The sequence below is a fragment of the Patiriisocius marinistellae genome, assembly GCF_009014635.1.
In the GTDB taxonomy this organism is placed as follows: Bacteria; Bacteroidota; Bacteroidia; order Flavobacteriales; family Flavobacteriaceae; genus Patiriisocius; species Patiriisocius marinistellae.
The window spans coordinates 137,715-163,931 of sequence record NZ_BKCF01000004.1 but is presented as its reverse complement, the minus strand read 5'-3'; the positions used below and the strand labels follow the sequence as shown (position 1 = coordinate 163,931).

Annotated in this window: 24 protein-coding genes and 2 tRNA genes; 20 read left to right on the top strand and 6 right to left on the bottom strand. The window is 33.1% G+C overall.

Annotated features, from left to right (window positions below):
• Window positions 1–17: 17 nt before the first annotated feature.
• The 3 genes from GB234_RS11100 to GB234_RS11090 form a co-directional block, all read right to left on the bottom strand.
• Complete coding sequence (locus GB234_RS11100; RefSeq protein WP_151894636.1) at window positions 18–935, bottom strand: MerR family transcriptional regulator; 918 nt, start codon at window positions 933–935, stop codon at window positions 18–20.
• A gap of 169 nt (window positions 936–1,104) precedes the next feature.
• Window positions 1,105–1,187, bottom strand: a tRNA-Leu gene (locus tag GB234_RS11095).
• 133 nt (window positions 1,188–1,320) lie between these two features.
• Window positions 1,321–1,393: transfer RNA gene (locus GB234_RS11090), tRNA-Lys, on the bottom strand.
• Between the two features lie 146 nt (window positions 1,394–1,539).
• Here GB234_RS11090 and GB234_RS11085 point away from each other — a divergent pair.
• Window positions 1,540–2,061 (top strand): shikimate kinase, encoded by a 522-nt coding sequence (locus GB234_RS11085; RefSeq protein ID WP_151894635.1) that lies wholly within the window; start codon window positions 1,540–1,542, stop codon window positions 2,059–2,061.
• On the opposite strand, the gene GB234_RS11080 is transcribed toward GB234_RS11085, so the two are convergent.
• Together GB234_RS11080 and GB234_RS11075 are read right to left on the bottom strand one after the other, a co-directional pair.
• Window positions 2,053–2,556, bottom strand: a complete 504-nt coding sequence (locus GB234_RS11080; protein ID WP_151894634.1) for a phosphoribosyltransferase family protein — start codon at window positions 2,554–2,556, stop codon at window positions 2,053–2,055. The two genes, GB234_RS11085 and GB234_RS11080, sit on opposite strands and share 9 nt — an antisense overlap.
• Before the next feature lie 38 nt (window positions 2,557–2,594).
• Entirely contained in the window at window positions 2,595–2,966 is a 372-nt protein-coding gene (locus GB234_RS11075) for an RNA-binding S4 domain-containing protein (protein ID WP_151894633.1), read from the bottom strand.
• 79 nt (window positions 2,967–3,045) lie between these two features.
• Here GB234_RS11075 and GB234_RS11070 point away from each other — a divergent pair, with 79 nt between their 5' ends.
• The 3 genes from GB234_RS11070 to GB234_RS11060 all read left to right on the top strand — a co-directional run bounded on the left by GB234_RS11070 (window position 3,046) and on the right by GB234_RS11060 (window position 5,188).
• Window positions 3,046–3,990 carry a hypothetical protein gene (locus tag GB234_RS11070; RefSeq protein WP_151894632.1) on the top strand — a complete coding sequence of 315 codons (945 nt, stop codon included), beginning with the start codon at window positions 3,046–3,048 and terminating at the stop codon, window positions 3,988–3,990.
• A 110-nt stretch (window positions 3,991–4,100) separates the two neighbouring features.
• Window positions 4,101–4,598 carry an RNA polymerase sigma factor gene (locus tag GB234_RS11065; RefSeq protein WP_151894631.1) on the top strand — a complete coding sequence of 166 codons (498 nt, stop codon included), beginning with the start codon at window positions 4,101–4,103 and terminating at the stop codon, window positions 4,596–4,598.
• Window positions 4,589–5,188 (top strand): hypothetical protein, encoded by a 600-nt coding sequence (locus tag GB234_RS11060; RefSeq protein WP_151894630.1) that lies wholly within the window; start codon window positions 4,589–4,591, stop codon window positions 5,186–5,188. Before GB234_RS11065 ends, GB234_RS11060 begins: the two co-directional genes overlap by 10 nt.
• 98 nt (window positions 5,189–5,286) lie before the next feature.
• On the opposite strand, the gene GB234_RS11055 is transcribed toward GB234_RS11060, so the two are convergent.
• A complete protein-coding gene (locus GB234_RS11055) occupies window positions 5,287–7,767 on the bottom strand; it encodes a M14 metallopeptidase family protein (RefSeq protein ID WP_151894629.1) in 2,481 nt (826 codons plus the stop codon).
• A gap of 179 nt (window positions 7,768–7,946) precedes the next feature.
• Here GB234_RS11055 and bshC point away from each other — a divergent pair, with 179 nt between their 5' ends.
• The 16 genes from bshC to sucC all read left to right on the top strand — a co-directional run bounded on the left by bshC (window position 7,947) and on the right by sucC (window position 26,149).
• Window positions 7,947–9,542 carry a bacillithiol biosynthesis cysteine-adding enzyme BshC gene (gene bshC / locus GB234_RS11050; protein WP_151894628.1) on the top strand — a complete coding sequence of 532 codons (1,596 nt, stop codon included), beginning with the start codon at window positions 7,947–7,949 and terminating at the stop codon, window positions 9,540–9,542.
• A 151-nt stretch (window positions 9,543–9,693) separates the two neighbouring features.
• Window positions 9,694–11,226 carry a glutamine-hydrolyzing GMP synthase gene (gene guaA, locus GB234_RS11045; RefSeq protein ID WP_151894627.1) on the top strand — a complete coding sequence of 511 codons (1,533 nt, stop codon included), beginning with the start codon at window positions 9,694–9,696 and terminating at the stop codon, window positions 11,224–11,226.
• Between the two features lie 168 nt (window positions 11,227–11,394).
• A complete protein-coding gene (locus tag GB234_RS11040; RefSeq protein WP_151894626.1) occupies window positions 11,395–13,317 on the top strand; it encodes a PBP1 and LysM peptidoglycan-binding domain-containing protein in 1,923 nt (640 codons plus the stop codon).
• On the top strand, window positions 13,317–13,721 hold the full coding sequence (locus GB234_RS11035) for an OsmC family protein (protein ID WP_151894625.1): 405 nt from the start codon (window positions 13,317–13,319) through the stop codon (window positions 13,719–13,721). Before GB234_RS11040 ends, GB234_RS11035 begins: the two co-directional genes overlap by 1 nt.
• 10 nt (window positions 13,722–13,731) lie before the next feature.
• Window positions 13,732–14,187, top strand: coding sequence for a GNAT family N-acetyltransferase (locus GB234_RS11030; RefSeq protein ID WP_151894624.1), 456 nt, complete (start codon window positions 13,732–13,734; stop codon window positions 14,185–14,187).
• A 49-nt stretch (window positions 14,188–14,236) separates the two neighbouring features.
• A complete protein-coding gene (locus GB234_RS11025; protein WP_151894623.1) occupies window positions 14,237–14,776 on the top strand; it encodes a DUF922 domain-containing protein in 540 nt (179 codons plus the stop codon).
• On the top strand, window positions 14,760–15,002 hold the full coding sequence (locus GB234_RS11020) for a DUF3820 family protein (RefSeq protein ID WP_151894622.1): 243 nt from the start codon (window positions 14,760–14,762) through the stop codon (window positions 15,000–15,002). Before GB234_RS11025 ends, GB234_RS11020 begins: the two co-directional genes overlap by 17 nt.
• A 159-nt stretch (window positions 15,003–15,161) precedes the next feature.
• Window positions 15,162–15,539, top strand: coding sequence for a hypothetical protein (locus GB234_RS11015; RefSeq protein ID WP_151894621.1), 378 nt, complete (start codon window positions 15,162–15,164; stop codon window positions 15,537–15,539).
• Window positions 15,540–15,654: 115 nt separating this feature from the next.
• Window positions 15,655–17,271 carry a CTP synthase gene (gene pyrG / locus GB234_RS11010; RefSeq protein WP_151894620.1) on the top strand — a complete coding sequence of 539 codons (1,617 nt, stop codon included), beginning with the start codon at window positions 15,655–15,657 and terminating at the stop codon, window positions 17,269–17,271.
• 169 nt (window positions 17,272–17,440) lie between these two features.
• Window positions 17,441–19,321, top strand: coding sequence for a membrane protein insertase YidC (yidC, locus tag GB234_RS11005; RefSeq protein WP_151894619.1), 1,881 nt, complete (start codon window positions 17,441–17,443; stop codon window positions 19,319–19,321).
• Window positions 19,322–19,501: 180 nt separating this feature from the next.
• Window positions 19,502–20,197 carry a toxin-antitoxin system YwqK family antitoxin gene (locus tag GB234_RS11000; RefSeq protein ID WP_151894618.1) on the top strand — a complete coding sequence of 232 codons (696 nt, stop codon included), beginning with the start codon at window positions 19,502–19,504 and terminating at the stop codon, window positions 20,195–20,197.
• 119 nt (window positions 20,198–20,316) lie between these two features.
• Window positions 20,317–21,528 carry a tRNA 2-thiouridine(34) synthase MnmA gene (mnmA, locus tag GB234_RS10995; protein WP_151894617.1) on the top strand — a complete coding sequence of 404 codons (1,212 nt, stop codon included), beginning with the start codon at window positions 20,317–20,319 and terminating at the stop codon, window positions 21,526–21,528.
• 9 nt (window positions 21,529–21,537) lie between these two features.
• A complete protein-coding gene (locus GB234_RS10990; RefSeq protein ID WP_151894616.1) occupies window positions 21,538–23,157 on the top strand; it encodes a S8 family serine peptidase in 1,620 nt (539 codons plus the stop codon).
• Window positions 23,157–24,098, top strand: a complete 942-nt coding sequence (locus GB234_RS10985; protein ID WP_151894615.1) for an NAD(P)H-dependent flavin oxidoreductase — start codon at window positions 23,157–23,159, stop codon at window positions 24,096–24,098. Before GB234_RS10990 ends, GB234_RS10985 begins: the two co-directional genes overlap by 1 nt.
• A gap of 358 nt (window positions 24,099–24,456) precedes the next feature.
• Window positions 24,457–24,717: a DUF1456 family protein gene (locus tag GB234_RS10980; protein WP_151894614.1), complete on the top strand. Its 261-nt coding sequence runs from the start codon at window positions 24,457–24,459 to the stop codon at window positions 24,715–24,717.
• A gap of 241 nt (window positions 24,718–24,958) precedes the next feature.
• Entirely contained in the window at window positions 24,959–26,149 is a 1,191-nt protein-coding gene (gene sucC, locus GB234_RS10975) for an ADP-forming succinate--CoA ligase subunit beta (protein ID WP_151894613.1), read from the top strand.
• Window positions 26,150–26,217: the final 68 nt, after the last annotated feature.

Here is a 26,217-nt window from a genome sequence, read left to right as displayed (position 1 = left end):
AATGAACATAAAAATAATTAATGTTCATTTTTTATTTGTGCTAAGCTTAATTTAAAGTCTTCAAATGTAAGAATCGGTTTAATATTTTCAGGGATTTTAGATGTATCTATACATTTTGCTTTAGGTCCCATAACCCAAAGAGTAGCGCTCTTTTTCTTGTTTGTTAATTCTTGATATTTTGAAAAGTAGTCATACATATCCTCTGTCACGGGTTTTAATGTATTATATGAAATAAAAATCACTTCTTTAGTATCGCTCAATTGGAGTGGAAGGCTTTCAAGCGGAGTATTGGGGCCTAAATAAATGGTTTGAATATTAGCTTTTTCTAATTCAAAATTAGTATAAAGTAACCCTAAGTCGTGCATTTCATTGAGAGGTGTAAATAGGCAGAATACTAGGTCTTTGTCGTTTATTTTATATTGGCCTTTTTGATTTTCAATGTGTAGAATTGTTTTTCTTTTAATAAGCTCTGCTATAAACCTTTCATGGCTTATATCAATGGTATTAGTATGCCAAAGAATGCCTACTTCTTCTAAAAAAGGTATAAAAACTTCAAAAAATAACTTTTGAAAATCCATTTCTTTTAGTAGAGCGGTGTACGTAGTGTTAAATAAATTACTATCAAAATTGAGCATTGCATTCTTAAAACTGGTTTTGGCAAACTGGTTATGGTTATTACCTGCAGAATTAGCAATAATGTTCTTTATTTCATGAACATCATATTTAGCAATTTTAGAAATCTTATAACCTTCTTCATACAAAAAAGTGATGTCTAATAATCTTTTAAGATTATCAAGGTCATATATTCTTATGTTGGTTTCAGTTCTGTCTGGATTAAGAAGATGATAACGTTTTTCCCAAATTCTAATAGTGTGTGCTTTAACTCCACTGAGATTTTCAAGGTCTTTGATGCTAAAATGCGTTTTGATACTCATTAGGAGAAGAAATTAAAAGTAATGGCAAATTACAAAAAAAACACCATTGGGATTAATGTTGAAAATTATTAAAGTTGTGATGTGTAACGAATAGAATATAAAATTTAAAATAAATGTTATTTTAAAAAAAGAAGCAAAGAACAAATTAATGTTCTTTGCTTTCAAAATGTACCCGGAATGGGACTTGAACCCACACGCAACTAGTGCACACGGCCCTCAACCGTGCCTGTCTACCAATTTCAGCACCCGGGTGTTTAACAAGTTATTTCTCTTCGGAAATTAGCTGGCGGCAAATATAGAACTTTTGATTTGTAAGACGCTTCAAAAGTTAGGTTTTAAAATTTCATACAAAAAAAGCCCTATCAAAAGAAAGGGCTTAATTTTGTGACCAGTCTGGGGCTCGAACCCAGGACCACCTCCTTAAAAGGGAGGTGCTCTACCAACTGAGCTAACTGGTCAAAATGTTAAAGAGCACTAACTAAATAACTACTCTGTTAGCGGCTGCAAATATAGTATCATTTAGTTCATATTTCAAAACTTTTTTAAATAAATTTCAACTTTATTTGTATGTCAGTAAGTAACAATAATAATTACAGTGGTTTATATGAAAATAATTTTATTAGGATATATGGGAAGTGGTAAATCTAGCATTGGAAAATCGCTAAGTAAAGTAACTAATATCCCCTTTTTAGATTTAGATAATGTAATTGAAGAAAAAGAAAGTATTTCTATTTCTGAAATATTTAATGCTAAAGGAGAAATCTATTTTAGAAAAAGAGAACAAGAAATTCTTAATAATGTATTGAGAGATAACCAAAGCTTAATTCTTGCACTTGGAGGGGGTACACCTTGTTATGGTACTATCATGCAAAATCTAAATGATATGGATGATGTAACTTTAATATATTTGAAGGCTTCTATTCAAGAGTTAACATTAAGGTTATGGGAAGAAAGAGCTCATCGCCCCATGATAGCTCACTTAAAAGATAAAATACAATTAGAAGACTTTATTAGAAAACATCTATTTGAAAGAAATTTTTATTACAATCAAGCATCAAAAAAAATTGATACTGATGGATTTAATATTTCAGAAATAGTCCAAAAAATAGTTGTGTCTTTATTCTAAAATAGCCCTGTCATTATTCTTTTCAAAAATAACTGCTACATTTTCATTTATTGATGTAGAAAGTGAAATCCCCTTATAATCTGCTTTGACCGGATATTTTTTATGATTTCTGTCAACAAGGACAGCAGTTTTAAATTGTTTTAATGGAACGTTTAAAAAATGTTTTACTCCATAAATGAGTGTAGTTCCAGAGTGCAAAACATCATCAACTAATAATAGTGATTTGTTTTTATATACATTAGAATCTAATGATGTAGTAATTGGGGTTGTAGGATTCTTTTTGTCAATTTTTACTTCGCAGAGAATAACTGTTATTGGTGAAATTTCCTCCACTTGTTTTTTTAATTTTTTGGCAAGGATAAAGCCATTGTTTTTAATACCAGCAATCACTATCTCTGTTTCGTCTATGTTTGCTTCATAGATTTGATAAGCGATTCGCTTTAACTTATGTGCAATTTCTAATTTATTTAAAATTGTTGTTGTTTGGGTATTCATAATGTTTTGTAAGGTTTCAAAGATAGTACATTGTGGTTTTATTCTTCACCATCAATATATTCTGTAATATCGCGACGGTCTTTTTTTGTAGGTCGTCCCACGCCTTTTTCCCTATAATAACTCTTAGAGTATTTTAATAAATCTTGCTGTTCAAAAGCAGATGCTGGAGTCGTATCCTTCCTATATATATCAACAAGTTTAGCGCCTAGTCTACTTTTAGGCAAATCCAATACTTCAAGTGAATATGTGATTTGATTTTTTCTAACTGTAACATTGTCGCCAGGATATACGTCTCTTGAGGGCTTAATTGACGCTTCATTAACTTTTACGGCTCCTTTTTTACAAGCCTCGGTAGCAATGTTACGACTTTTAAAATAACGAACACACCATAAATATTTGTCAACCCTCATATTAATTACTCAAATTCTGCGTTAAATATAAAAGCAAAAATAGCTGAAAATTGTATCTTGCGCACTTAAAATAAACATTGTGAAAAAATTGAAATTTATACTACCTGTTTTAGCATTATTCTCTGCTATAATTACTTCTTGCGGAAATGACGATGATACTACAGACCCTAACTTTATCCCAGCTCGTGACCGAGCTGAAGAATTAATAGCTTCTACAGCCGAAGTTGAGGGGTATTTAGAAACACATTTTTATAATTATGAGGAATTTGCCTCTCCACCTGCCGATTTTGATTTTAGAATTAAATTTGATACCATCGCTGGCGATAATTCTAACAAAATTCCATTAATGAGTCAAGTAGACTTTAAAATGGTAAAAGATAGGGTTGATAGTGATGTAGAATATAAATTATACTTCTTAAAGGTGATTGAGGGAGAAGGAGATCGTCCTAGTTTTCCAGATATTGCAAGAATTACCTACGAAGGAACTTATGTTAGTGATGAAGATGACTCTATTAAAAATAAACTTTTTGATAGTTCTGTTTCACCATTAAGGTTTGACATGACTCAAATAGTAAATGGATTACAGGATGCATTGATAGAATTTAAAGCCGCTACAAGTTTTTCAACTAATCCAGACGGGACAGTCGCTTATGAAGGATATGGTGTTGGAGCAGTATTTATGCAAAGTGGGTTGGGCTATTACGTAAATCCTCCCCCAACAACAACTGGAGGTGTACCTATTCCAGTTTATTCACAACTTATTTTTTCTTTTCAATTATTAGAGACAGAGGTAGGTGATCAAGATAATGATGGTATTCCATCTGTAATGGAAGACATCAACGAAAATGGTCTTGAAGAAGATGATAATACTGATGGAGATACACTCCCCAATTATGCAGATGCAGACGACGATGGTGATGGAAGACCAACTGAAGATGAAATTATAATTAATGAAGATGGTTCGATTACCTTTCCAGATACAGATGGTGATGGTACTCCAGATCACTTAGATGCAGATAGTTAAAATTAAAATAAACATCATTAAAAGCCTTTTCAAATTTGAAAAGGCTTTTTTTTTATATTAATGTGATTTTTCTCTCTTCGGAAATACTAATAAAATATAAAATGATTTAAATGCAAGAAACAGACGATTTTGCCAAAACTATTTTAAAGCACCAAGCGCTACTTTTTAAAGTGTCTCGTATCTACGTAGATAACACCGAAGATCAAAAAGACTTGTTTCAAGAAATTGTTTTTCAACTCTACAAGTCTTTCCAAAACTTCAAGGGAAACTCAAAAGTAACAACATGGATGTACAGAGTGGCAATGAATACAGCAATAGCGTTTTTAAATAAATCTAAACGTCAAGTAACAACGATAACAGATTTTGATTTTCCAGAAATTATTGATGAGAAAGATCACGCGGCACAAGAGCAAACAGACTTAATGTATCAATACATAAAAAAATTAAATGTAATCGAAAAGGGCATTATTCTTCTGTATTTGGAAGGAAAAAATCATGAAGAAATTTCAGAAATCACAGGTTTTACAAAAACTAATGTAGGTACCAGAATAGGTAGGATAAAACAAAAGTTAAAAGAAACAATTAGAAAAAAAGAGTCATGGAAATAGAAGAACTAAAATCAAACTGGGAGGCCATGAGCAAACGCGTGGAACATTTAGAAATCCTAAACAAAAAAAATATTATGGAAATAACTAAACAACGTTACAAGAATAAATTTAACCACATTTTTAAATACGAATTTATAGGAAGTGTTGTCTGTTATATAGCGGCAATCGTAATTATGCTAAATTTTAATAAATTAAGTACACCACTTCTTATAACTTGCGGAATTTTTGTGTGTCTTTTTCTAATTGTAGTTCCATTTTTAACGATAAGAAATCTTAATAAAATAAAGACGATACGAGTAGGGGAAAGCGATTATAAAACCACTTTAAAACGATTTGAGAAAGCAAAGCGTTTAATGCTTAAAACGCAGCAATTAGCAATTCCGGCTGGAATAATTGGTTTTCTTGCTAGCTTACCTGTTTTCAATGCGCTTATTGGAAATAAAGATTTTATAGAAAACTTTGATACTAGCCGAATTATCTCTTTTACTATTGCATTAATTTTTATGTTTCTTTTCTCAAGATGGGGTTATAAAAAATATGAGCAAATAGCAGATAGTGCTGGAAATATATTGAAGGATTTAGAAGAGTAGGTTTTAAGTTTTAATTAAATAAAAAAGGGTGGGTTTTGAAAACAATCAAAACCCACCCTTTAAAATTTCCGAAGTAATAATTAAAAAAAAATACAATTCTACAATGTGAATTTATTATTGTTTACAAAGAAAATACTGTTTGCCATAAATAGTTTTCCATTTTCCCAGAATGATCTAAATAATACATCATCCACTAAATAAATAATACTACCACTGCCCATTCTCGCTTCGCCAAAAACCATGGAGTTTTTTAATTTTTCTTTTGCGGCAAGACCAGAAAAGCCAGAAACACTTACAGCATCATCCTTAATATATCCCACATTATATCCATTTTCTAAAAATTGGTACGAGGTAGAACCTTGCTTTAAGCTATAATAGGTGTCGCCGTACCCAAAAGCCATTGGGTGTGATGGATCAATACTCACTTTGTAAATACTACCCGTTATTAAATTATCTACATTAGCGCGTTCGCGTTGGTCATATGGCGTTAGATTTCCTTTTGTCAAAGTATCATCTTCTTTTTTATCAACCTCATTGTATTTTAAATCAAAACCATCTTTCCCGGCAAAACTTCTTCCAGCAGCACCTATGGCGATGATTTTTCCGCCATTTTTAACCCATTCTTGCAAGCCTTTTATAGTATCATCATTCAATACGCTACCATACCAACCTTCGGGCATGACCAATACATTAAATTTTGATAAATTTTTGGTGTTAAAACTACCGGTATCAATGTGAGTTACGGGATATTTTAATTGTGTTTCAAAATAATGCCATGTTGCTCCATAGCTTAATGAAGAAACGCCATCACCTCTTAACATTGCAATTCGTGGTGCACTAATCATTTTAACATCTGGTGAGCCAAAATCTGTTCGAGTATCTCCAAAACTTGTATTTGATGCGTATAAAGAGCGCTTATGTTTTGAAGCTATTTCGTTCAAAGTTGCATTAAAATTAGCGTTATTACGATTGTCACTTTTTGTGATGATGAGACTTCCTCGGTCAAAATCGTTTCCTCCAAAACGGATTTTCTTTTCAGTAAAGCGCACATTAATATTATGTTGTAATAAATCTGATAAGAATGCTGCGTCTTTCATTGAGTTCCAAGTAGCAATATAACCTGCTGCATTATTATTTGTATTCATCGCAGCATTAGTTGTATTTTTTGGAGATGCACTAATGAGGTTTTCACTTGCGACACCATCAAGTCCATAAGCATGCGGAATGTTCCATGCTGTAATATCGTATGTCAATGGTTCAGATAATTTTGCATCTGGCTCAAATAAAACTTTGACCATTTTCCCTTTTGGTTGATTGGTGCTAACAACTAATGCGCCATTGCTGTTCATTGAGCCTTTTTGAGCAGTACTATATGTGTATCCAGTTGCATTTCCGCCGTTAGAAAAACCATATTTAATTTCATGTTTATCTAGCAGTTGTGTCAATGCATTAATTTTATCAGGGTGTCCATTTAAAACAAAGCTCTTGTATTTTAAATTGTCATTAGTAAAGAATTTTTTAAATTCACTATTCAATTTACTTACGTTTTTTGAACCCATTTCAACAGTAGAAAGTCCCGTAGTTGTATGGTGCGCAACACGATCAACGAGGGTTAATTCATACCCTTCATCTGTGTCAATCCCTAATCCTGCTCTTCCATGACCTGCTTGTTCATAAGTCATCCCAATGGCTCCCATAAAAATAGGGTAGGTGTCTCCATAACTAGGGTATAATAAGTCAAAACGCTCACGTGTAAAAAATAACCAGCCTTCATTATCAAAATAACGGGCGTGATTTTTTCCTATTTCTGTTTGAAAATCACGTTGAAATGGTGTGATAATTTCATGAAATGGTTCTGCTGCAGGAGCAAAATAATAAGGTTCATTAATACCTTGTTCATGAAAATCTACATGAATATGCGGCATCCAAGTATTATAGACTTTTAAACGTTGTTGGGTTTCCACTTGTGTAGCCCAAGCCCAATCACGATTTAAATCAAATAAATAATGGTTGGGCCTTCCACCTGGCCAAGGCTCATCATGTTCTGCCGCGCTTTGATCTTTATTGTAGGGAGTGTTCGCTACTTGATTAAACCAGTTTGCATATCGGTCACGACCATCAGGATTAACACAAGGGTCAATAATTACTACTGTATTCTCTAACCAGTTTTGTTTTTGAGTTATTAATTCATATACTGTTTTCATTGAAGCTTCTGTGCTAGAAGCCTCATTACCGTGTACATTGTAACTTAGCCATACAATAGCTTTGTCTGAGGAGGCATTACCAGATTGAAGCCCAATATTTTTTAAATTATTTGTTCGTATTGTCTCAATATTTCTCAAATTTTGAGGAGAGGAAACTACTGCATACGTAAGTGGCCTACGTTCATTGGTTTTACCATATTGTGTATAAGTAACCATATTGCTGTTAGCGGCAACGTGTTCAAAATAACGAACCACATCTGCATGGCGGGAAAACTGAGTGCCTATTTCATAACCTAAAAATTCGGCTGGAGATTGTAATTGAGCAGTGACTGAGATGGTAATAAAGAGTAATACCAATGAAGCAATTTTTTTCATATTGAGCTATTATAAATAAGAAAGCTAAGATACTTTAATTTTAAAGTTTCAAAATTCGATTATGAGAAAAGTTGGAGTTTTATAAGAGGTATTTGTGTTAATTATTTCTAAAAAAATTCTTCGGAAATATTAATTATCAATTAAAGGTTATTTTTGAATACTAAACTCGACAACCCTGTATGCCTAAAATTAAGATTCCGTATCAGAAAACTGGTTACTTTACAAAGACAATGTGTGACTATCTTTCTCAAGATACAACGCTCTCTGATTTCTACGGAAACTTTCCAACTCTTGAAAATTTTAAAAATCAAATTAATTTAAAGAAGGTTTCATTTTCTTCGGAAATGAGGCAGGTTTTAAACAAACAATTAAATGTTCAATACAGTACAACTAAGACTTCAAAAACAACACTTGAGAATATAAATTCTTTGTTGGCCAAAACTACATTTACGGTAACAACAGGGCACCAACTTAACTTATTTACCGGGCCGCTATATTTTTTGTATAAAATATTTTCGGTAATTAATCTTTCCGAAGAATTAAAAAAAGCATATCCAGAAAATCATTTTGTACCTATTTACTGGATGGCTACAGAAGATCACGATTTTGATGAAATCAATTACTTTAATTTTAAAGATAAAAAGATAGCATGGAATAGGGAAGATGGAGGTGCCGTAGGCGAACTTTCCACAGAAGGGTTAGATAAGGTTTTAGAGATACTAATTAAAGAATTTGGGCAAAGTGAAAATGGTAAAAAATTATCTCAATTATTTGAAGAAGCCTACATTAATCATAAAACACTTACAGAAGCTACACGTTACCTAGGGAATGAGTTGTTTAAAGAATACGGTCTTGTCATAGTTGATGGAAATGATGCTCAACTTAAGAAGGCTTTCATTCCGTATGCCGAAAAAGAACTTGCTGAAAACTTATCTTTCAAAAAAGTAACCGAAACTACTAATCGATTAATTGCAGCTGGTTACGGTGAGCAAGTTTATCCTAGAGAAATTAATTTGTTTTATTTAAAAGAAGGATTACGAGAACGTATTGTTGAATTTGAGGGAGAATTCCAAATTGTTGATACAGATATTAAATTTAGTAAAGACCAGATATTCAATGAGCTTCAAAATTATCCCGAACGTTTTTCGCCCAATGCATTACTGCGTCCTTTATATCAAGAAGTAATTTTACCTAATTTATGTTATACGGGCGGTGGTGGTGAATTGGCTTATTGGTTTCAATTAAAAGATTATTTTAAATCAGTAGATGTGCCATTTCCTGTATTATTGCTTCGTAACTCTGCATTATTGATTCCTTCAAAAGTTTCAGAAAAGCTTCAAAAAATGGATGTTAAGATTGTTGAGTTGTTTAAAAAGCAACACCAACTTCAAACAGATTTTACGAAGAAAATATCTAAAATAAAAATCGATTTCACTACTCAACGTGAGCATTTAAAACAACAGTTTGAATCGATGTATGATGTTGCAGAAAAAACAGATGCATCATTTAGGGGAGCAGTAGAAGCTCAAGAAACAAAGCAGTTAAAGGGTTTAGACAATTTAGAAAAGCGTTTGCTTAAAGCGCAAAAAAGAAAATTGGTAGATCAACTAGGGAGACTCACGGCATTACAAGATGAGCTTTTTCCTAAGCAATCATTGCAAGAAAGAAATACTAATTTCTCACAATTTTACTTAGAATACGGAGGTTCGTTATTGAACACGTTAAAAGATGATCTTAAGCCTTTAGCGTTGGAGTTTAGTGTTTTTGAATTGTAAGCTTTCAATTAAAGTTTTGTAGAAGGCTCTTGACTGTTTTTTTTAGAAAAATATGAGCTACCAATTATAATTAACAAATCACTGTTCAAAAAACTGTTATTTTTCACAGCTCAACACTTTAAGAAAAATAATAAATAACCTATTTTTGAGGATGCAAAACAACGTCCTTATTTTAGACTTCGGGTCACAATATACACAGCTCATTGCGAGGCGTGTAAGAGAGTTAAACATCTATTGTGAGATTCATCCTTTTAATAAAGTTCCACAAGATTTATTAAGTTACAAAGCAGTGATTCTTTCGGGGAGTCCTTTTTCTGTTCGTGCAGAAGATGCTCCGCATCCAGATTTGTCAAATATAAAAGGAAAAAAACCATTACTTGCTGTATGCTATGGCGCACAATATTTAGCCCATTTTAATGGTGGTAGCGTTCAACCTTCTAAAATTAGAGAATACGGTCGTGCGAAACTGAATATTATAAAAGATGCAGAACCTCTATTTGTAAACATAAAAGAAGGTACGCAAGTATGGATGAGCCACAGTGATACAATTGCTGAGCTTCCTAAAAAAGGAGTACGTCTTGCAAGTACTGTAGATGTTGCAAATGCAGCATATCGCATTGATGGTGAGGAAACATATGCAATTCAATTTCACCCAGAAGTATACCACACAACAGACGGTAAGCAACTACTAGAAAACTTTTTAGTACATATGGCTAAGGTAGAGCAAAGCTGGACGCCAGCAGCATTTGTGGATACTACGGTTGCTGAGTTGAAAGAAAAAATAGGTGATGACAAAGTAGTCTTAGGACTCAGTGGAGGAGTAGATAGTACTGTTGCTTCTATATTGTTGCATAAAGCAATAGGCAAAAATCTGTATTGCATATTTGTAAATAATGGATTGTTGCGTAAAGATGAATTTGATAGCGTTCTTGATCAATATAAAGATATGGGCTTGAATGTAAAAGGAGTGGATGCTTCGGCACGTTTCTTGGAAGCCCTCAAAGATGTGAGTGACCCAGAAGCAAAACGTAAAGCAATTGGGAATGCATTTATAGAAGTTTTTGACGATGAAGCAACATCAATTACGGGAGTTACATATTTAGCACAAGGAACCATTTATCCAGATGTGATTGAAAGCGTATCTGCAACAGGTGGGCCATCTGCTACCATTAAATCGCACCATAATGTGGGTGGATTACCAGATTTTATGAAACTAAAAATAGTGGAGCCATTACGCATGTTGTTTAAGGATGAAGTGCGAAGAGTAGGTGCAGAGATGGGTATCGATAAAGAATTGTTAGGTCGTCATCCATTTCCAGGACCTGGACTTGCTATTAGAATCCTTGGTGATATCACTGCAGAAAAAGTACGTATATTACAAGAAGTTGATGCCATTTTCATCAATGGACTTCGCAAATGGGATTTATACGATAAAGTATGGCAAGCTGGTGCAATATTATTGCCAGTAAATAGTGTAGGAGTTATGGGAGATGAGCGTACCTACGAAAAAGTAGTGGCATTGAGAGCTGTTGAAAGTACAGATGGAATGACAGCAGACTGGGTAAATCTCCCTTACGAGTTTTTGCAAGAAACCAGTAATCATATAATAAACCGTGTCAAAGGCGTTAATAGAGTAGTCTACGATATAAGTAGCAAACCTCCTGCAACTATTGAGTGGGAATAACTAGTTAAAAGTGTTGGCTTCGGAAATTTTAAATACTGAAAATTTTCTAATAGAAATTTAAAAGGTTTATATCATTTACACCCTTAAAATTTCCGAAGAAAAACATAATAAATACGATACTATCAAAATTTAGAATATTGATTTCTGAATTAAAAAATATATAACAAAATGAAACATATCTTTCATCTCTTATTTGTATTTACACTCATATTGGGCTGCGGTGCAATTGCTCAAGAGGATTACAAAACTCATACGGTACAAGAAAACGAAACACTTGCGAGTATTGCAAAAGATTTTAGCATAACAGTTGCAGATATCAAACGCCTTAACCCTAATGCTGGCAATGAGCCGCCTCGATATTCGCAACTAGTTTTACCAGCCAGAGCTAGCAAGACTACAAAAATGACCGAAAAATTTAAGACTCATAAAGTACGCCGTAAGGAAACATTGTTTAGTATTTCTAAAAAATATGAGGTCTCTATCGAAGATATTAAACGCTATAATAAAGAGTTGTATTCGCAAGAATTAAAAAAAGGAGAAAAAATTAGAATTCCAGTTTTCGACAAATCTAGCGCTCCAGTTGTAGATTTAAAACCTGTAGTTACAACGGTTACGGGTGTGAGTTCAACACTAGAATCATTAACGAGTCATACAGTTCAGCCTAAGGAAACTAGATATGGAATTGCCAGAATGTATGGAATCACCTTAGAGCAATTAGAAAGCATAAATCCGCACATTGGAAAAGAAGGGTTGTCTGTTAACGAAATTTTAAACGTACCAGCTGAAACTATTATGCCTACTGCTGTACCAGAGGAGGGGTATAATTTTTATCAAGTATTGCCTAAAGAGGGTTTCTATCGGTTAAAAGTTAAAACTGGATTAAGTAAAGAAGAAATAGTAGCATTAAACCCTTATGCTAAAGATGGTTTAAAAGATGGAATGATTTTAAAAATGCCAATGGGAACATCGGCTAAAATTTCTGAAGAAGCGAGAACAGCAGACCTTGAAAAACTTATTGTTAATAAAGACTCTAAGCGTGTGGCAGTATTACTTCCTTTTAGGTTAAATAAAATTGAAAGTGATACTAAGAGTTCTAAAGAAGATGTACTTTCAAAAGATGGTGTTATGCGATTAGCATTAGATTTTTATAGTGGCGTTTTGATGGCAAGCGAGTTTGCTAAGGACAAAGGGATTTCAGTTCAGCTAGATGTTTTTGATACTGAATTTAATGATAATAAGGTGGGGAGTATTATCTCTTCAAGAAATTTTGAAGATTTTGATGCCGTAATAGGGCCTTTACGTCAAAAAAATGTTGAAAAAGCTGCTGGATTGCTTAAAAATGGTAAAGTACCCGTTTTTTCTCCATTGAGCAATCGTGATATAAAAATTTCAAAAAATGTGTTTCAAACGTTACCTAGCGTTGAAATGATGGAAGATAATATCATACAATATATTGAGGAAAAAATAGGCGATCGTAATTTGATAATAATTTCAGACTCAAAAAGAGCAACTCAAAAAAACAAACTACTGTCAAAATTCCCCAATGCTAAAACAGCATCGCCTCGTAAAGAAGGCTTTTTGTATGTACAAGATGTTCAAAAACAGATAAATAATTCTAAGGAGAATTGGGTGATTTTAGAATCTGACGACCCTATTATTGTTAGTAACGTTGTGGGTGTCTTAAATGGAATGCCAGCAGAATATAAATTACGATTATTTACACTTGATAAAAATGATGCGTACGATTATAATGATGTATCAAATATGAATTTAGCTAAGTTGCAATTTACATTCCCATCTGTAAGTAAGAGCTATAATTATAATGATAAAACACCTTTTTTAATAAGCTATAAAAATAAATATGGAGTGTTACCTAATCGTTATGCTGTACGTGGTTTTGATGTAACGTATGATGTGTTGTTAAGATTAGCCTCTGCAGATGATGTATATGAAGCTACAGAAGATGATTTTGAAACAGAGTACATTGAAAATAAATTTAGATACTCAAAAAAGTTTTTGTCAGGTTACGTTAATAATGCAGTCTATATTATAAAGTATAAAGACAATCTGCAATTTGAAGTTTTGAAATAATGAGCACAGCAAAAGTTACATATTTAGGAAATTTACGCTGTTCAAACGAACACTTAAAATCTAGAAATAAATACAATACAGATGCCCCTACAGATAATAATGGAAAGGGAGAAGCTTTTTCACCAACAGATACTGTAGCAACTGGATTGGCAAATTGCATGCTAACTGTAATGGGTATTAAAGCAAATGCAATAAATGTTTTACTCGATGGAGCCACAGCAATGGTAACAAAAACAATGGCCGCTGAGCCAAGAAGAATATCTAAAATTGAAATTGTATTTGATTTGCCAGAAGGTATAGATTTAAAATCTCAAAAAATTCTTGAGAATACAGGTAATACTTGCCCGGTGCATTATAGTTTACATCCAGATATTGAAAAAGTAATAACTTTTAATTGGGGTTAATATTTCAGCTATGCTTGAAATAAAACGTACCAACTCAGAGAATCTAGACTTCAAAAATCTTGTCGAAAAATTAGATGCATATTTAGCTATCAAAGATGGTGATGATCATGCATTTTATAATCAGTTTAATAATATAGATGCTCTTAATCATGTAATAGTGGTTTATAAAAATAATATAGCAGTAGGTTGTGGCGCGATTAAAAAAATGGATTCAAAAATTATGGAGTTAAAACGAATGTTTACTTCTGAAATTTTAAGAAGGAAAGGGATTGCAACTATTGTTTTAAATGCATTAGAAAAATGGAGTGCAGAACTAGGATTTGAATATTGCATTTTAGAAACAGGAATACGTCAAACCGAAGCAATTAGATTGTACAAAAAATGTGGTTATCTTAAAGTCCCTAATTATGCACAATATGAAGGTGTAGTGGACAGTCTTTGCTTTATGAAGAAACTCAATAAATAATAGGCTACTACGTTATCTAAAAAAATGTTATTCATATTTACGGATTAAAATGAAAATAATAACAATAATATTTATTTTACTAACTTCTTTTGTTGGAGCTCAAAATGAGAATGAAAAAAAAGAATGGAAAGAGGGTGAGCGATTAGCATGGGAAGACTTTAAAGGAGTTTCAGAAAATATAGCTGGATATGTTGCAAGTACTAATAGTGGAATATCATTTAGTTATGGAATGCAATCACGTGATGGAGTTATAAAAATTAATTACGACATTAAAACACACTTTTATCCTAATGCTTCATGGTTTAAAAAAGGTCAAGTTAACGAGCATATTTTATTACACGAACAAGCACATTTTGATATTTCAGAATTATTTGCACGAAAATTAAAAATGAAATTTGCTTCATTGGCTCAAGATGAAACTTTTAAAAATAAAGCTGCAAAAATCTATAAGGAAAATGAGAAAAGCCGTGTTGATTTTCAAAATAAGTTTGATAAAGAGACAGATCATTCTAAGAATATTGAACAAGAAAAAAAATGGGAAAGTTATATCGCAGCTCAACTAAAAGAATTCAATGACTGGCGAAACTAATAAACCACTTGGCCCCGCTCCAGAGCATCTCATGAGACTTGCAAATTATAAAATGCCATTTGGTAAATATAAAGGCAGCTATTTGGTCAATATTCCAGAGCCATACTATGTATGGTTTAAACAAAAAGGATTTCCTAATGGTACCCTCGGAAATCTATTACAGGAAATGTATGAGATAAAATTAAATGGCTTAGAAGATTTAATTAGACCACTCATAAAAAAATAACTTTTTTAGCAATCTCGTATCTTTTTGTAATTCAGAAGCTTGGCTTTTTTTGTTGTAGTTGTTATTGTTAAATCGTTATTTTTTTTTGATATTATTATCATATTTGAAGCAACTTTTGCTTAAATCTTGCATCTTTATACTGTAATTTAAAGATTAATAATGATTTTAATAGTGCGATCGGTTTCAAAATGGTATCCAGAATTATTTTTGGTGTTTACTGTTTTATTGTACTGGATTTTTTCTGGTACATTGATAAACCCTATAGCTATAGTTCTTATTACAGCACTAAATGCACAATTAGTAATAAAGAATAAAACTTTTGGAGTTGTGCTCGCTTCTATATTTATATTACTTTCAATTTATATGTCATTTCAATTAATTAGTGATGTTATACAATTAGAGCAATTTTTACCAGAAGGTTTGATGATGCTGGTTTCAGGAATTTCGTTATTTATATTTAGTGGATATTTCGGCTTTGCCTTACTTCAAAAAAATATCATCTATAGACCCGAACGTCTATCAATTGAGAATGATTAATTTTCTTGAGATTAGTCTTTTCTATATTTTCATAAACATTACCCAATTTCAATTCGTTTAGAGTCCTAATTAATACCTACCTTTGCATCCCGTATAAACACTTCAGTAAAGTTTCATGGATACTACAAAATACATCTTCGTAACGGGCGGAGTTTCATCATCATTAGGTAAAGGGATTATCGCTGCGTCGCTCGCTAAGTTGTTGCAGGCGAGAGGATATCGTGTTACGATTCAAAAATTAGATCCTTACATTAATATTGATCCAGGAACATTAAATCCTTACGAGCATGGAGAATGTTACGTAACTGATGACGGTGCAGAAACTGACTTAGACTTAGGTCACTACGAACGTTTTTTAAATGTTGCTACCTCACAAGCAAATAATGTAACAACAGGACGTATTTACCAAAGCGTAATTCAAAAAGAAAGACGAGGTGAGTTTCTAGGGAAAACAGTACAAGTTGTACCTCATATTACAAATGAAATTAAAGAAAGAATCCAAATTCTTGGAAACAGTGGCGATTATGATATTGTTATAACTGAGATAGGTGGAACCGTGGGGGATATTGAATCATTGCCATATATTGAAAGTGTTCGTCAATTAAAATGGGAATTAGGCGATGATAATGCATTAGTTATTCATTTAACATTAGTTCCTTATTTATCTGCTGCAGGAGAGCTAAAAACTAAGCCTACACAACACTCTGTTAAAACATTAATGGAAAGTGGTATCAAAGCAGATATTTTAGTATGCAGAACAGAACACGAATTATCTGAAGATTTAAAAAAGAAATTAGCGCTTTTTTGCAATGTGCAAAAAGAAGCAGTGATTCAATCTATCGATGCATCAACAATTTATGATGTGCCAAATTTGATGCTTGAGGAAGGTCTGGATACAGTAACACTCAAAAAATTAAACTTAAAAGATGATTCTGTACCTAATTTAGATAGATGGAATCAATTTTTAAAGCGTCATAAAAATCCTAAAGGAGAAGTAACCATTGGTTTAATTGGTAAATATGTAGAACTGCAGGATAGTTACAAATCAATTTTAGAATCTTTTATTCATGCAGGCGCTGCAAACGAAGTAAAGGTTAATGTACAGTCAATTCACTCAGAGTATATAAATGCAGTAACAGTTAAAGAAAAATTTAAAGGCCTTGACGCGGTGCTTGTTGCTCCAGGATTTGGTGAAAGAGGTATCGAAGGTAAAATTGAAGCAGTACGTTATGCTCGCGAAAATAATTTACCGTTTTTAGGTATTTGTTTGGGAATGCAAATGGCTGTTATTGAATATTCAAGAAACGTTTTAGGATTGAAAGATGCAAATTCTGTTGAGATGGATGAGAATACACCGCATCCAGTTATAAACTTAATGGAGGAGCAAAAAACTATTATTGATAAAGGTGGAACAATGCGTTTGGGTTCTTGGAAATGCCAATTAACCCCTAATAGTATTGTAAGCGATGTCTACAAAAATGAGGTAATTGAAGAACGTCATCGCCACAGATTTGAATATAATAATGCGTACAAAGATCAATTAGAATCAGCCGGAATGAACACCACAGGAGTAAATCCAGAAACGGGACTTGTAGAAATAGTTGAGGTTGAAAATCACCCGTGGTTTATTGGCGTACAATACCACCCAGAATATAAAAGTACCGTTGCTAATCCACACCCATTATTTGTAAGTATGGTAAAAGCTGCGCACGAATTTTCTAAGAATAAATAAGACAATATGTCGCAATCTATTTTTAGGATAGATTGTTGACTACAAGAAAACAATTTTCAGAAGTACTTCTGAAATATTAAACAACCGCCAATTTAGGCACAACAAAAAACACTCTCGTTGCTATAACAAAGAGAGAAATTAAAAGTAAACTGCAATTGCAGGAATTAGGATGGAAGAAAAGAAATTTGACTTAAACACGTGGATAGGGTTTTTATTAATTGGAGGTATTTTTATTTGGATGCTTTACTTACAAAAGCCAAGTGAAGAAGAAATAGCTGCAGAAGAAGCCAAAATTGAAGCAGAAAAAATTGCTACTGAAAAAGCTGCAAACAAAAGTCCTGAAGAAGTAACGCTAACAGAAGCAACTGCCGAAATGAATGCTGCCACTGACTCGTTAGGGCTAGTAAAACTGCAAAATAAATTAGGTTCATTTGCATATTCGGGAACATTACCCTCAGCAAAAGAAGGGACAACCGTAATTGAAAATGATGTGTTGTTTTTACAAGTAAGTAATAAAGGTGGTTACATTACAGAGGCAAGATTAAAAAAACATAAAACTTTTGATTCTATTCCAGTATACCTAGTAAAGGATGGAAATTCATCATTAAACTTTCAATTTTCTGCAGATAACCGTTTATTAAATACAGAAGATTTATTTTTTGAGCCACAGCTTTCTAAAAATGGAGAAAATAGCGTTTTGACTATGCGATTAAAAACGGCAGCGTCTTCATATTTAGAATATCGCTATGAGTTGATTCCAGGGGAATACATGACAAATTTCAGCATTAAAAGTCAAGGACTTGAAAATGTAATGAATACAAGTCAGCCTATGTATCTTGACTGGAAATTAAAGGGATACCGTCATGCAAAAAGTATTTCATACGAGAATAGGTATTCACGATTAACATATGAATATGAGGGAGATAAACATTCAAAATTAGACCCTACGGGAGAAGATGATGAGGTTGAGGTGGATGTTAATTGGTTAAACTTCCGTCAGCATTTCTTTAGTTCTATGCTGTTGACAGACACCCCTTTTAAAGAAGTGGCATTAAGTTCAAATGATTTAGTTCAAGATGAAGAAATTGACACTGTTTATACAAAACAGTATGCAGCAAAGATGTTAATTGAACCTAAGGGTGGTGCAATTGCACAAAACATGAATCTTTATTTAGGACCAACAGATTATAAAATTTTTAAAAAATATGACCGTAATCTTGATGAGGCAATGCCTTTAGGTTGGGGTATTTTTGGGATGATTAATAAGTATATTATTATCCCACTTTTTGGAATATTGAGTGGATGGTTACCAGCGGGTCTAGCTATTATCTTTATGACCATTTTAATTAAGCTAGCTTTATCACCAGTACAATACAAACAATACGTTGCGCAAGCAAAAATGAAAGTATTGAAACCAGAAATTGATGCAATTAAAGAAAAGCATGGTGACAATAAAATGAAGATTCAGCAAGAAACTATGAAACTTCAAAATATTGCAGGCGCCAGTCCACTCAAAGGATGTTTACCAGCCTTATTACAAATTCCGGTGTTCTATGCCTTATTTACATTTTTTCCTACTGCTTTTGATTTGAGACAAAAAAGCTTTTTATGGGCAGACGATTTATCAAGTTATGATACAATAGCAGAGTTGCCATTTAATATTCCTTTTTATGGTGATCATGTAAGTTTATTCCCTATTCTAGCATCGATAGCGATATTTATATATATGACAATGACGATGGGACAGAGTATGCAAGCACAACAACAGCCAGGAATGCCTAACATGAAATTTTTAATGTACTTGTCTCCATTATTTATGCTTGTTTTTTTTAATAACTATGCGAGTGGACTTTCGCTTTATTACTTTATTTCAAATTTAATTACCATAGGTATTATGTTAGTCATTAAAAACATAATAATTGATGAAGACAAAATTCATGCACAAATACAAGTAAACAAAGCCAAGCCTAAAAAGCAAAGTAAGTTTAGTAAGAAGATGGAGGATATGATGAAACAAGCTGAACAACAAAAAAAGGCAGGGAAGAAATAAGATAAAAAAGCTATACTTTTATCTAAGTTAATAAAACGTCTCATGCTATTGCGTGAGACGTTTTTAAATTAAAAAAAATATATTGATTATTCCATATTTTATCTAATGATCAAATATGGCATTAATTTTGGAAAATATTATTCTAATTCAATACCCCATAAATTTTTACGTTATTTTAATATGAGAGCAAAAATTTTATTTCTTTTTATCACCATTTTTTCATTAATTAATATTTCCGCTCAAAGCGAAATAAATCAAATAGATGTAAATGGTGAACGTCACGGCATTTGGAAAAAGAATTTTCCAAAAAGCAAACAAGTGCGTTATGAAGGCCAATTTGAACACGGGAAAGAAAAAGGACTTTTTAAATTTTATTGCGAAGAGTGTGGTACAAACCCCATGGCTACAAAAGATTTTTTAGAAAATGATATTGTCAACGTCAAGTACTTTACTATCAAAGGTAAATTAGTAAGCGAAGGTCAAATGAAAGATAAAAATCGCATAGGTGAGTGGTTGTATTATCATGAAAAAAGTAATAAAGTAATGACCCGAGAAAATTATGTCTCTGGTAAACTTGATGGCGTTAAAACTACCTACTATGGTAACGATGTTGTTGCCGAAACAGTTACATACAAACAAGGCTTAATGGAGGGTACAAATAACCATTACTCATATGATGCTATTTTATTGAAAGCACTTAATTATTCCAACGACAAACTCCACGGTACAGCAGTTTATTATGATGTGAGAGGTGATAAATTACTAGAAGGCCAATATAAAAAAGGAAGAAAAGATGGAGTGTGGAAAACCTTTAAAGACGGGAAACTAGAAAAGGAAGAAACGTTTCCTAAACCTCAAGATAAAAGAGGTAATTAGTCTTTTGTTCTATAGAGTTAAGGATTATTTTAAACAGTAAAAAGGTAGTACATATTTATTTGAACTAATATCCAAATTAAAAAATTACCATTATTTCAAGTATTTTTGTGACATTGATTATGGAAAAGAAAAAAACAGTTGTTGTGGGTCTAAGCGGAGGAGTAGACTCTAGTGTTGCGGCTTATCTTTTAAAGAAACAAGGCTATAATGTCATTGGTCTTTTTATGAAAAATTGGCACGATGATTCAGTAACAATTAGTGAAGAATGTCCTTGGTTAGAGGATAGTAATGATGCCATGCTAGTTGCACAAAAATTAGATATTCCATTTCAAACGGTAGATTTGAGTAAGCAATACCAAGAACGTATTGTTGATTACATGTTTCGGGAATATAAAATGGGGCGTACCCCAAATCCAGATGTGCTTTGTAATCGCGAAATAAAGTTTGATGTATTTATGAAAATAGCATTAGACTTAGGTGCAGATTACGTTGCAACAGGTCACTATTGCCGTAAAGGAACAAGATTAATTAAGGATGACTTCGGAAATGAAAAAGAAACATACAGTCTGCTAGCCGGTAAAGACCTTAATAAAGACCAGAGCTACTTTCTTTGTCAATTATCGCAAGAACAGTTATCAAAAACATTATTTCCCATTGGCGAAATTTTAAAACCAGATGTTCGCAAAATTGCAGCAGAGCAAGATTTAGTCACAGCAGAAAAAAGAGATTCGCAAGGATTGTGTTTTATTGGTAAAGTGCGATTGCCAGAATTTTTGCAACAACAATTAGCTCCCAAAAAAGGAGTTATCGTTGAAATCCCTTCAGATTTTCCTAAGTATCAAAGAGACAAAAACAATTTTGACGCAGAAATTTCCGAATTAAAATATATTTCAGAAAAACATAGGTACGCCATTTCTGATGGCAAGGAAGTGGGTACACATGATGGTGCACATTATTTTACAAATGGGCAGCGTAAGGGACTTGCAGTTGGTGGAACTAAAGAACCATTATTTGTTATTGCTACAGATGTTAATGAAAATGTTATTTATACAGGACAGGGTAAAAATCATCCAGGATTGTACCGTAGTGGATTGTTTGTGAAAAATGATGAGATTCATTGGATTAGAGAGGATTTAAAAATAGATGAAGATCAAACAATGGAGGTGATGGCACGTATTCGTTATCGTCAAACATTAGAAAAAGCTACGTTGCACCAAACATCGACTGGGCTTTATGTTATCTTTGATAATCCACAATCTGCAATCACTGAAGGTCAATTTGTTGCATGGTATCATGGCGATGAATGTTTGGGAAGTGGCGTTATATCTTAAAAAAATATTATGAAAAAATTACTTTTAGTTACAATATTATTTGCTTTTCAAATGGCAATCGCTCAAGAAGACGCACTTGTTTTCTTTAATGAAAAAGCAGATGTAGCCGCTTCACTGGCTAATCCTATATCAATTTTAACACAAGACGCGCTTGATAGAAAGCAGTTGCATAATACGCCTATTGATGAAAGAGATGTACCTGTAGATGAAAATCTTATTGATGTTGTTGAGGCGCAACCAGGCATAACAGTTTATGCAAAGTCAAAATGGATGAATAGTATATATGTAAGAGGTTCAGAGTCTCAAATAGAAGCCTTATTAGATTTACCATTTGTAGCAGCTATAGAATATATGGATAAAAGTCTTAACTTCTCTCCTGGCGGAAATGGTACAACACCAGATAAATTTGCAATTGAAAATCCCCTAAATCGTATTAATTATGATTATGGCGCAGCACTTAATCAAACCGAAATGATATCGGTTGATTTTCTACACCAACAAGATTTTACTGGAGAAGGAATGGTGGTTGCAGTTTTAGATAGTGGTTTTCCTGGGGTTTTTTCAAACCCAGCATTTGCAGATGCTATCGACGAAGATAGAATTATTGACACCTATGATTTTGTAACACGCCAAGTAAATGCAGACGGTTCTGGCTCACACGGTTCAAGAACATTTAGTGATATTGCTGGATTAATCGATGGTGATTTTGTAGGTACTGCTCCAGGAGCATCTTACTATTTGTATGTTACAGAAGAAGGTGGAGCAGAAAATCCTGTTGAAGAAGCATACTGGGTAGAGGCATTAGAGCGTGCAGATAGTTTAGGGGTAGATGTTGTAAATACATCATTAGGATATCAAGATTTTGATAACTCAAGTTATGACCATGATTATGAGGATTTAGATGGGCAAACAACTATTTCGGCAAGAGGAGCAAGTCACGCTTTAGATAAGGGAATGTTATTAGTCACAAGTGCAGGAAATGACGGTAATAGCTTTGGCTTTGTTGCTACACCAGCAGACTCTCCCGGGGTTTTTACCGTAGGAGCTGTGGATAGCAATGAAAATTACGCCTCCTTTAGTTCATACGGTCCTACTTTTGACGGGCGTATTAAACCAGATGTTATGGCACAAGGTGAAGGCTCTGCAGTTATTGATCAAAATGGAAATATAGATTTTAATAACGGTACATCTTTTAGTTCTCCAATTATGGCGGGAGCTATTACAAGCTTATGGCAATCAAGACCTCAAGCTACTAATTTGCAAATTATGCAAATAGTGAGAGAGGCCTCACACTTATTTAGTAGCCCAACAGATTTGATGGGTTACGGAATCCCTAATTTTGAAGAAGCTTACAATGCACTGCAAATATTAGGTATTGAAGATCAGTTACTCGCATCACAATTTGTAATGTACCCTAATCCAGCTGATAATATTGTATCATTTTCAATCCCATCATTTGTTTCACAAGCAGTGGTTGAAATCTATACATTAGCAGGTCAACGAGTAATGACTTCGGAAATTTCAGCTACGAATAATAGCGTAACCATTGATAATCTTGCCAGCGGAATGTATGTTGCGACAGTAATTTCCGAAGATATTTCAAATACATTCAAACTAATAAAAAAGTAATGCCAAACAGAATTACCGAACTTTTTAAAATTCAATACCCATTAATACAAGCGGGAATGATATGGAACAGTGGATGGCGTTTAGCCAGTGCTGTAAGTAATGCTGGAGGTCTAGGGATAATTGGAGCAGGCTCTATGTATCCTGAAGTTTTAAAAGAACATATTATTAAATGCAAGGCGGCGACTGATAAGCCTTTTGGTGTAAATGTTCCCATGTTATATCCTAACATTGAGGAAATAATTCAAATTATCATTAATGAAGGTGTAAAGATTGTATTTACATCAGCTGGTAATCCTAAGACCTATACAGCTCGTTTAAAAGAAAATGGAATTACTGTAGTGCATGTAGTAAGTAGTGTAAAGTTTGCGTTAAAAGCTCAAGAGGCAGGGGTTGATGCCGTAGTAGCCGAAGGTTTTGAAGCTGGAGGACACAACGGCCGTGATGAAACAACGACACTTACATTAATACCCATGGTAAAAGAGAAAATTAAAATTCCACTTATTGCTGCCGGTGGTATTGCAACAGGAAAGGGAATGCTTGCAGCTATGGTCCTAGGTGCAGATGCTGTGCAAGTGGGAAGTAGGTTTGTGGCAAGTGAAGAGAGTAGTGCACACCTTAATTTTAAAGAAATGGTTGTTGCTGCTAAAGAAGGAGATACTGTACTTACATTAAAAGAGTTAGCGCCAGTGAGGTTGTTAAAAAATAATTTTTTTAATCAAGTTACTGAGCTTTATACAAAAAGTCCATCTAAAGAAGACTTAATTAAACTTTTAGGGAGAGCAAGAGCAAAGCGAGGAATGTTTGAAGGAGATCTAGAAGATGGTGAACTAGAAATTGGTCAAATTGCTGGACTGATCCATAATATTAAACCTGCAGCATTAATTGTTAAAGAAATTATTGAAGATTTTGAAAATGCTAAAAGATTTGTCAATAAATTATAGGATATTTAATTAATTAATTAATTAAATAAACGTCATTTGTCAGAAATATAAGTATCTCGTCGAAAAAATTAAAATTTCATAACTGTAATATTTTTCCTACAAAATAATAATCATATACTTGTTTTATCAAAAAATATAGTTAGGTATGTTTTCTTTTAATTTTCAATTATTTATTTTAGTTACAGTGGTGGCTATTTTTATTGGCTATATCATTCATATAGTGTATAAAATTAAAATGGCAAGATTAATAGGTGTTAAACTAGAAAATAGAAACTTATTTTATAGAGTGATTGTAACTCTTTTTTTATCAGATTTACCTGAATGATATTTATAAAGTATCTTTGCCTAAAAGTTAAAAATGCCACTAAATAACAACGATATTTTCAAGAAATTAAGAGTAGCTCATAAATTGCGAGATGATGATATTTTAAAAATTCTTGAATTGGTTGATTTTAAGGTAAGTAAAGCAGAGTTGGGAGCTTTATTTAGAAATGAAAATCATCCAAAATATATGGAGTGTGGTGATCAAATTCTCCGAAATTTTCTAAACGGTCTCATTATTCATTTGCGAGGTCCTATGCCCCCTAAGAAGCCAACTATTCCTTCAAATCTTAAATAGTAGTATTTTTAAAATTTCTGAAGTTAATTTAAATTTTATTTATAATATTTTGAAGTTTTCCTAGAAATTAGAAGCCTTTTGTGTGGTTATTTTTTTTGAAAACTAAATAATGTAAAATTTGTTTATAACAGCGCTTCTGTGATTAGTCAAAGTGATCTACATTTATTATTTTTGTCTCACCTTTTAAGATAGTTTATACTATCATTTAGTAATTAAAAACAACCCTTTTCAAGGAAATCATATGAATTTACACGAATATCAAGGCAAGGAAGTATTAAATAGTTTTGGCGTTACCATTCAACGTGGTATCGTTGCGCAAACTCCAGAAGAAGCAGTTGAAGCAGCAAAAAAACTAACAGAAGAAACAGGCACAGGATGGCATGTTATAAAAGCACAAGTACATGCTGGTGGTCGTGGAAAAGGTGGTGGTGTAAAGCTAGCTAAAAATCTTGATGAGGTAAAAACTATCGCTAACGACATTATAGGGATGAACCTTATTACTCCTCAGACAAGTGCTGAAGGTAAAAAAGTACATCAAGTACTAGTTGCTGAAGACGTATATTATCCAGGTGATAGCGAACCAGAAGAATACTATATTAGTGTACTTCTAAATCGTGTAACAGGAAAAAATATGGTGATGTATTCTACAGAAGGTGGAATGGATATCGAGACTGTTGCCGAGGAAACACCACATTTAATTTTTCATGAAGAGATTGATCCTGCAACTGGATTACTTCCTTTTCAAGCTAGAAAAGTAGCTTTCAATTTAGGTTTGAGTGGACAAGCCTTTAAGGGTATGACAAAATTTGTTACTGCACTTGTTAAGGCATATGAGTCTAGTGATTCATCAATGTTTGAAATCAATCCTGTTTTAAAAACAAGTGATGATAAAATTATCGCGGTTGATGCAAAAGTGAGTATTGATGATAATGCATTATTTCGTCATAAAGATTATGAGGCAATGCGAGATCTTCGTGAAGAAAATCCAGTGGAGGTAGAGGCAGCATCAAAAGGATTAAATTATGTAGACCTTGATGGAAATGTAGGGTGTATGGTTAATGGTGCTGGACTTGCTATGGCTACAATGGATTTAATTAAACAAGCAGGTGGTGAGCCAGCAAACTTTCTTGATGTAGGAGGTACTGCAGATGCTGAGCGTGTTGAGGCTGCTTTTAAATTGATTTTAAAAGATCCTGCTGTAAAAGCAATTTTAGTTAACATCTTTGGTGGTATTGTTCGTTGTGATCGTGTAGCACAAGGTATTGTTGACGCATACAAAAATATGGGAACTATAAACGTACCAATTATTGTACGTTTACAAGGAACAAATGCAGACATCGCAAAGGAATTAATTGACAATAGTGGACTTGATGTTCAAAGTGCTATTGAGTTTCAAGAAGCAGCAGATAAAGTACAAGCTGTGTTAGCTTAGTTTCTTTACAATAATAATTTTGAAAGCCTTGAATTTAAAAATTCAAGGCTTTTTGCTTTTAGTAAGAT

Excerpts from the sequence above, each read along its gene's own strand:
- GB234_RS11100 (WP_151894636.1), bottom strand. The coding sequence starts at position 935 with ATGAGTATCAAAACGCATTTTAGCATCAAAGACCTTGAAAATCTCAGT.
- GB234_RS11085 (WP_151894635.1), top strand. The coding sequence starts at position 1,540 with ATGAAAATAATTTTATTAGGATATATGGGAAGTGGTAAATCTAGCATT.
- GB234_RS11080 (WP_151894634.1), bottom strand. The coding sequence starts at position 2,556 with ATGAATACCCAAACAACAACAATTTTAAATAAATTAGAAATTGCACAT.
- GB234_RS11075 (WP_151894633.1), bottom strand. The coding sequence starts at position 2,966 with ATGAGGGTTGACAAATATTTATGGTGTGTTCGTTATTTTAAAAGTCGT.
- GB234_RS11065 (WP_151894631.1), top strand. The coding sequence starts at position 4,101 with ATGCAAGAAACAGACGATTTTGCCAAAACTATTTTAAAGCACCAAGCG.
- GB234_RS11060 (WP_151894630.1), top strand. The coding sequence starts at position 4,589 with ATGGAAATAGAAGAACTAAAATCAAACTGGGAGGCCATGAGCAAACGC.
- GB234_RS11055 (WP_151894629.1), bottom strand. The coding sequence starts at position 7,767 with ATGAAAAAAATTGCTTCATTGGTATTACTCTTTATTACCATCTCAGTC.
- bshC (WP_151894628.1), top strand. The coding sequence starts at position 7,947 with ATGCCTAAAATTAAGATTCCGTATCAGAAAACTGGTTACTTTACAAAG.
- guaA (WP_151894627.1), top strand. The coding sequence starts at position 9,694 with ATGCAAAACAACGTCCTTATTTTAGACTTCGGGTCACAATATACACAG.
- GB234_RS11040 (WP_151894626.1), top strand. The coding sequence starts at position 11,395 with ATGAAACATATCTTTCATCTCTTATTTGTATTTACACTCATATTGGGC.
- GB234_RS11035 (WP_151894625.1), top strand. The coding sequence starts at position 13,317 with ATGAGCACAGCAAAAGTTACATATTTAGGAAATTTACGCTGTTCAAAC.
- GB234_RS11030 (WP_151894624.1), top strand. The coding sequence starts at position 13,732 with ATGCTTGAAATAAAACGTACCAACTCAGAGAATCTAGACTTCAAAAAT.
- GB234_RS11025 (WP_151894623.1), top strand. The coding sequence starts at position 14,237 with ATGAAAATAATAACAATAATATTTATTTTACTAACTTCTTTTGTTGGA.
- GB234_RS11020 (WP_151894622.1), top strand. The coding sequence starts at position 14,760 with ATGACTGGCGAAACTAATAAACCACTTGGCCCCGCTCCAGAGCATCTC.
- GB234_RS11015 (WP_151894621.1), top strand. The coding sequence starts at position 15,162 with ATGATTTTAATAGTGCGATCGGTTTCAAAATGGTATCCAGAATTATTT.
- pyrG (WP_151894620.1), top strand. The coding sequence starts at position 15,655 with ATGGATACTACAAAATACATCTTCGTAACGGGCGGAGTTTCATCATCA.
- yidC (WP_151894619.1), top strand. The coding sequence starts at position 17,441 with ATGGAAGAAAAGAAATTTGACTTAAACACGTGGATAGGGTTTTTATTA.
- GB234_RS11000 (WP_151894618.1), top strand. The coding sequence starts at position 19,502 with ATGAGAGCAAAAATTTTATTTCTTTTTATCACCATTTTTTCATTAATT.
- mnmA (WP_151894617.1), top strand. The coding sequence starts at position 20,317 with ATGGAAAAGAAAAAAACAGTTGTTGTGGGTCTAAGCGGAGGAGTAGAC.
- GB234_RS10990 (WP_151894616.1), top strand. The coding sequence starts at position 21,538 with ATGAAAAAATTACTTTTAGTTACAATATTATTTGCTTTTCAAATGGCA.
- GB234_RS10985 (WP_151894615.1), top strand. The coding sequence starts at position 23,157 with ATGCCAAACAGAATTACCGAACTTTTTAAAATTCAATACCCATTAATA.
- GB234_RS10980 (WP_151894614.1), top strand. The coding sequence starts at position 24,457 with ATGCCACTAAATAACAACGATATTTTCAAGAAATTAAGAGTAGCTCAT.
- sucC (WP_151894613.1), top strand. The coding sequence starts at position 24,959 with ATGAATTTACACGAATATCAAGGCAAGGAAGTATTAAATAGTTTTGGC.